Raw genomic sequence first — 6,855 nt, 5'->3', positions numbered from 1 at the left:
CCGCCACCTCGTCCGCTCCCGGGGCCCCCCCCGGGGGGGGGGCCGGGGGGGGGGGGGGGGGGCCCGGGGGGGGGGGGGGGCCCGGGGCCCCCCCCCCCCCCCCCCGCCGCCGGTCGGAGCCGAAGCCGCCCCGCCCAGGGGCTACTTGACCCAGACGTCGATCGGATAGGTCGAGCCGATGAAGCCGACTCGTACGCCGCCCAGACCGGGGCCGTACAGGGTCAGTTGGCGCCGGTACACGAACGGCACCACCGGGGCCTCGGCCATGATCTTCTTCTCCAGGTTCGACCATTCCTTGCCGGCCGCCACGACGTCCGACATCGCGGTGATGCGGTCCATCTCGGTGCTCATCGCCGGGTTGTTGTAGAGGCTGTAGACGGAGCCGTCGTCGATGATCTTGCGGCCGTCGAACTTGGCCGGGAGCACGGTGGCGGCGCTGGGCCAGTCGGCACCCCAGCCGGACCAGTACAGGTCGTACTTGTTGTCCATGCGGCCGATCTCGGTGTAGTAGCTCTTGTCGTTGATCGGCTGCGGAACCACCTTGAAGCCGGCCTGTTGCAGGGCCTGGACGATGGTCACCGAGACCTGCTCCCACAGCGGGGTCTGGTTGTACGCGTAGGTGATGCTGGGGTTGGGGGTGCCGGACTCGGCGAGCAACTGCTTGGCCTTGGCCGGGTCACCGGTGTTCGGCACACCGGCCAGGTCGAAGGGTTCGAAACCGAGCACCGTCGCACCCATCAGCGTGGTGGCGAACTCGCCGTACGCGGGGCCGCCCAGGATCTGCCGCACCTGTTCCTTGGGGAACGCCGCGATCAGCGCCTGGCGTATCTTCGGATTGGTCTGGCGCCGGTTGTTGATCTCGAAGTACTCGGTGTACGGGGTGGCCGCGTCCGCCGTGCGAGCCTTCAAGTCCGGTGTGGTGAGCACCTGTTGGGCGACCTCGCGGCCGACCGCGACGCGGAAGGTCATCGCCGTGCGGTCACCACCGTTGGCCGCGATCAGCCGCTCGTTGATCTGCTGGTTGGACGCGCCGAACTCGAACTTCCACTGGTCGGGGTAGGCGTGCCGGACCGCGTCGGTGTTCGGGTCCCAGTGCTCGTTGCGGACCATCGTCATGGACTTGTCGATCTCGCGGGTGGAGATCTTGTAGGGGCCGCTGGAGAACGGGCGCTTGTCGTATTCCAGTTTCGTGTCCTTGGCCCGCGGCACCGGGGTGCTGGTGTGCATCGCCACCGCGAACGGGAAGTCGCCGCGCGGGGCCGGGAGCGCGAAGGTGATGGTGCGCGCGTCCGGGGTCTTGATCGCGTCCAGTTCGCGGCCGGCGTAGGGGCCGTCGTACACCGAGCGGAAGTCGGCGTTGCCGACGAGCCATTCCTGGATCCAGGTGGGGCCGCCGGTGATCTCCTTGGCGAACGAGCGCTCGACGCCGTACTTGACGTCCTGCGCGGTGATCGGCGACCCGTCCTCGTACTTGAGCCCGTCCTTGAGGGTGAAGGTCCAGGTCTTGCCGCCGTCGGGGCTGGTCCCGGTGTCGGTGGCCAGGTCGCCGACCAGGGTGGTGTGGTCGCCTTCCTGCTTGTACGTGGTGAGCTGACGCGAGATCAGCAGTTCCGCCGTCTGCTCGTGCGAGACGTAGACGCGGGCCGGGTCCAGGTGGTTGAAGTCGGCGCGCTCCAGGACCGTGGCGGTGCCGCCGGGCTTGGCACCGGGGAGTTCCTTGGCCGGGCCCTTCGACTCGGCGGCGGCGCCGATCGACACGGCGCGGACCTGGGCTTTGGGGGCGCCCTTCCCGGGCTCCTTGTTGTCCGGGGTGCCGCCGCCGCCGGAACAGGCGGCCGCGCCGAGGGCAAGGGTGAGCGCGGCGAGCGCGGTTCGGGTGAGGCGAGTGGGTCTGCGCCGAGGGTTCATGGTTCCTTCCGAGGGTTGCCGTGCGAGTGCGGTGTGGCGAAGGGACCGGCGCCGGACGCGACGTCGGGGGCTCAGCGGTCGCTCTTGGGGTCGAGTGCGTCGCGGACCGAGTCGCCGAGCAGGTTGAAGGCGACGACGAAGACGAGCATCGAGATGCCGGGGACGCACATGTAGGTGATGTCGGTCCGGTAGACCTCGGCGCCCTTGAGCAACATCCGCCCCCAGTCGGGGGTGGGTTCGACCATGCCCACACCCAGGTAGGACAGGGCGGCCTCGGTGGTCACGTACGCGGGCACCGCCATCGACGCGCTGACCAGGATCGGTGTGACCAGGTTGGGCAGCAGCTCGCGCAGCACGATGCGGCCGGGCGAGGCGCCGATCACCCGCGCCGCCTCGACGTATTCGCGAGCGCGCAGCGAGAGCACCTGACCGCGCAGCAGTCGGGCCACCGAGGCCCAGCCGAACGCGGAGAGCACCGCGACGATGACCGCCCCGCGCAGCAGCGGCGACATCTGCTCGCCCGGGCGGGTCAGCAGCGAGGTGACCACCGGGGTGAACGCGATGAAGAACAGCGTCGCCGGGAAGCTGAGCATGACGTCGATCAGTCGGCCCACGAGGAAGTCGGTACGTCCGCCGAGGTAGCCGGCGGTCACTCCCACCAGCACGCCGAGCACGGTGACGATGGCGACCACGGCCAGCGAGATGAGCAGCGAGGTGCGGATGCCGTACAGGAGTTGGGTGAGCACGTCCCGGCCCAGGCCGGGTTCGAGGCCGAGCCAGAACTCGCCGGACATGCCGCCGTTGGGTGCGATCGGGAAGCCGAACTCGTTGAGCAGGCCGGGCCGGTTCTGGCCGTAGGTGGTGTAGGGGTCGTGCCCGTACCACCGGGCGAACAGCGGTGCGCCCAGGCCCGCGACGACGAAGACGGCGACGACGTAGGCGGCGACGATCCCGGTGCGGTCGCGCCGGAAGCGACGCCAGGCGAGTTGCGAGGGGCGCAGCCCGGTGGGGGCGGTGCCGACGGCGGGCGAAACCTGATCCGCCGGCGGATCCGTGGGGGGCGCGAGCGTGGTCATGGTGGCGGGCCTCTCGGGAGGCGGCGGGGTGGGGTGGTTGGTGGGGAACTCTGCCCACGGGCGATGCAATGGTCAAGGTTTGCAACGTGTCACATTTGAGGTGCGACATTGTATTTGCATTTCCTTTACCATTCACCTGCGGTTTTACCGCTTCCCTCGTTTGCCGATGCGATCGAAGTCGGGTCTGGCGGAACCGTAAAGCAATGTGACATTGTACTGAGGTGACCACGGTGGAAACGTGTGCCACCACCGCGATGCCCGCCACCGCCGACGGCGACCACGACGTCCCCGTCGCCGTCACCACCGCCATCGACACCCGAGGAGCCCCCGTGTCCGGCCCGATCCCCACCGACCACATCCGCCGGCCGTGGCGCGGCCTGATGGTCGCCACCACGCTGCCGCTGCGCGCGGACCTGAGCATCGACTACGACGCCTTCGCCGACCACGTGCGCGGGCTCGTCGACGCGGGTTGCGACGGCGTCGTGCCCAACGGTTCCCTGGGCGAGTACCAGGTCCTGACCGCCGAGGAACGCGCCGAGGTGGTCCGCGTCGCGGTCGATGCCGTGGGCGGCGACCGGGTGATGCCCGGCGTCGCCGCGTACGGCTCGGCCGAGGCGTGCCGCTGGACCGAGCAGGCGGCCCGGGCCGGCGCCGAGGCCGTCATGCTGCTGCCGCCGAACGCCTACCGCGCCGACGATGCCGAGGTGCACGCGCACTACGCCGACGTGGCCTCGGTCGGCCTGCCCGTCGTCGCCTACAACAACCCGTTCGACACCCGGGTGGACCTGGCCCCCGAACTGCTGGCGAAGCTGCACGCCGACGGCCACATCGTCGGCGTCAAGGAGTTCAGCGGCGACACCCGCCGCGCCTACCGCCTCGCCGAACTGGCCCCCGGCCTGGACCTGTTGGCGGGTGCCGACGACGTGCTCCTGGAGCTGGCCGTGGCCGGTGCCAAGGGCTGGATCGGCGGATTCCTCAACGTCCTCCCCCACTCCTGCATCGAGCTCTACCGCGCCGCCGTCGCCGGCGACCTGCCCCGGGCCCGGGAGTTGTACGACGTCCTGCACCCGCTGCTGCGCTGGGACACCCGCACCGAGTTCGTCCAGGCGATCAAGCTGTCCATGGACGTGGTCGGCAAGCCCGGCGGCCCCTGCCGTCCGCCCCGCCGGCCACTGAACGCCGAGACGCGGGAAAGCGTCCGGCTGGCGACCGAGCGGGCCGTCGCGGCCGGATTGAGCTGAACCGGCCCCGCCGCACCCACCCGACACGACGCCGACTCCCGCCGGGCCGTCCGGCCGACCGATCGTCCGATCGGCCCGGCCCCGGCCCCGGCCCACCGTCACCAAACGCGCCCGGATCACCGCCCCCGGCGGCCCGGTCGATCCACCGACCCCTTCCCGAAGGGCTTCCCGCCGTGACCACCACGTCCGCCGCACCACCGGTGCGCAGCCACAACCCGGCCGACCCCGACGAACTCGTCGCCGAGGCACCGGCGGTGTCCCCCGCCGACGTGCACAGCGCCGCCGAACGCGCCCGCGCCGCCCAACGCGATTGGTGGGCGGCCGGGGCCTCGGCCCGTTGCGCCGCGCTCGGCGCCGCCGCCGACCGACTCGCCGACACCGCCGACACCTTCGCCGACCTGATCGTGCGCGAGGTCGGCAAGCCGATCGGCGAGGCACGGGGCGAGATCGCCCGCGCCATCGCGATCCTGCGCTACAACGCGCAGCAGGTCTACGACCCGGTCGGCTCGGTGCACGAACCCGCCTCGGGCCCCGGCCTGCTGCTGACCCGACGTCGACCGTACGGCCTGGCCGGGCTGGTGACACCGTGGAACTTCCCGCTGGCGATCCCGCTCTGGAAGGCCGCGCCCGCGCTCGCCACGGGCAACGCGGTACTGCTCAAGCCCGCCCCGCAGGCGCTCGGCTGCGCGCTGCGCCTTGCCGAACTGCTCGACGCGGTGTTGCCGGCCGACCTGTTCACCGTGCTGCCGGGCGAGGCCGCCACCGGTGCGGCCGTGGTCGAGGCCGCCGATGTGGTCTCGTTCACCGGTTCGACCGCCGTGGGCCTGGACGTGGTCCGCGCGGCCACCGCGCGAGGGCTCCCCGTACAGGCCGAGATGGGCGGGTGCAACGCCGCGCTGGTCCTGCCGGACGCCGATGTGCGGTCCACCGCCGCGCAGTTGATCGCGGCGGCCTTCGGCTACGCGGGTCAGAAGTGCACCGCCACCCGGCGGATCATCGTGGTGGGCGATCCCGATCCGCTGCGCGAGGCGCTGGACGCCGCCACCCGGGCGCTGCCGGTGGGCGACCCGGCCGACGCCGCGACGGTATGCGGGCCGGTGGTGACCGAGGCGGCACGCACCCGGGTGCGCGCCGCGCTCGACTCGGCGCTCGCCGCCGGCGGCCGAGTGCTGACCGCGGGCCGCGCGTACGACGGCGCGGGATGGTTCGCCACCCCGACCATCCTGGAGCGGGTGCCGACCGGCCATGCCGCGCTCCACGAGGAGATCTTCGGCCCCGTCGCGGTCCTGCAACGCGCGAGCGACCTGGATCGGGCCATCGAGCTGGCGCGGGCCGTGCCGCACGGCCTGGTCGCGTCGGTGCACACCCGCGACCTGGACGCCGCGCTCGCCGTGGTCGACCGGATCGACACCGGCCTGGTCAAGGTCAACGCGCCCACCACGGGTGTCGACTTCCACCTGCCCTTCGGCGGAACGAAGGCCTCCAGTCACGGGCCGCGCGAACAGGGCCGCGCCGCGGCGGACTTCTACACCGCCACCCGCACCGTGAGCCTGCTGCCGGCGAATCCGACGGGCGCTGCGTGAGCACGCGGGAGCACGCGGGCGCCGCGATGCCGGGGCACCGGGACATGGCGCGTCGGGGACGGAACGGGGAGGTGGTGGGCACAATGCCGAACAGACTGTAACATTGCACATTGCACAGGTTTCGAGGTGCACCCGGCCTCGAGGAAGGACACCCGATGAGAGCGCACGCCGAAGTGCCGACCGAGCCGACCGGCGAGACCACCGCCACGGCGAACACGCTGGAGCGGCCCCTGGATCTGCCGTTCGTGCAGGAGCGCCGCAGTCTGCGCGACCAGGTGACGCACGCCCTGCGCGCCGCCCTCATCGCCGGTGAGCTGCGCCCGGACGTCATCTACTCGGCGCCGAGCCTGGCCGCCCAGTTCCGCGTCTCGGCGACCCCCGTGCGCGAAGCGATGCTCGACCTGGTCAAGGAAGGTCTGGTCGAGGTCGTCCGCAACAAGGGCTTCCGGGTCACCGCGCTGTCCGGTCGCGACCTCGACGAGTACACCGAGATTCGGTCGATGATCGAGATCCCGGTCGTCGTGGGCCTGGCCGAGACCGCCGACCCCGCCGCGCTGCAGGCGCTGCGCCCGGTGGCCGCCGCGATCGTGGCCGCCGCCGAGCGACGCGACCTGATCGGCTACCTGGAGTCCGACCGGCAGTTCCACCTCGGCCTCCTCGAACTCGGCGGCAACCAGCGCCTGGTCGAGGTCGTCGGCGACCTGCGCAAGCGCTCGCGCCTGTACGGACTCACCCAACTCGCCGAACGCGGCGCGCTGGTGGCCTCCGCCCGCGAACACGAGGAAATCCTCGACCTGTTGCTCGCCGGGGACGGCGAGGGCGTGCGGGCGGCGATGAGCGAACACCTCGGCCACATCCGCTCGCTCTGGTCCGACCCGGCCCACGAGCCCGCGCCCGGGTCCGGATCCGCACCCGAGTAAGGCGCGTCGTCGGTGTGGTGGGGGGGGACCCCCAGGGGGTAGCCAACAACCAAACCAAACCCGAACTACCCCGTCACCCACCCCGGTGGGGGTTAGGCACCACCCCGGCGGGCCCGGTGGGGCAGGG

General features: G+C 71.9%; 5 protein-coding genes. 3 read left to right on the top strand and 2 right to left on the bottom strand.

The features are described from left to right. Window positions 1-141 precede the first annotated feature (141 nt). Window positions 142-1,908: an ABC transporter substrate-binding protein gene (locus tag ACIRL2_RS36795; protein WP_395864734.1), complete on the bottom strand. Its 1,767-nt coding sequence runs from the start codon at window positions 1,906-1,908 to the stop codon at window positions 142-144. A gap of 71 nt (window positions 1,909-1,979) precedes the next feature. Beyond that, window positions 1,980-2,984 (bottom strand): ABC transporter permease, encoded by a 1,005-nt coding sequence (locus tag ACIRL2_RS36790; protein ID WP_395864736.1) that lies wholly within the window; start codon window positions 2,982-2,984, stop codon window positions 1,980-1,982. A 380-nt stretch (window positions 2,985-3,364) separates the two neighbouring features. Here ACIRL2_RS36790 and ACIRL2_RS36785 point away from each other — a divergent pair, with 380 nt between their 5' ends. From ACIRL2_RS36785 to ACIRL2_RS36775, 3 genes are all read left to right on the top strand, one after another. Next, window positions 3,365-4,225 (top strand): dihydrodipicolinate synthase family protein, encoded by an 861-nt coding sequence (locus ACIRL2_RS36785; RefSeq protein ID WP_402238198.1) that lies wholly within the window; start codon window positions 3,365-3,367, stop codon window positions 4,223-4,225. Window positions 4,226-4,398: 173 nt separating this feature from the next. Next, window positions 4,399-5,808: an aldehyde dehydrogenase family protein gene (locus ACIRL2_RS36780; RefSeq protein ID WP_395864738.1), complete on the top strand. Its 1,410-nt coding sequence runs from the start codon at window positions 4,399-4,401 to the stop codon at window positions 5,806-5,808. Between the two features lie 155 nt (window positions 5,809-5,963). Beyond that, window positions 5,964-6,728: a GntR family transcriptional regulator gene (locus tag ACIRL2_RS36775; RefSeq protein ID WP_402238161.1), complete on the top strand. Its 765-nt coding sequence runs from the start codon at window positions 5,964-5,966 to the stop codon at window positions 6,726-6,728. Window positions 6,729-6,855 lie beyond the last annotated feature (127 nt).

This window comes from Embleya sp. NPDC127516 (assembly GCF_044765325.1).
Taxonomy (GTDB): Bacteria; Actinomycetota; Actinomycetes; order Streptomycetales; family Streptomycetaceae; genus Embleya.
Note: the sequence above shows the minus strand (reverse complement) of the source record. Positions and strands in the feature narration are given on the sequence as shown.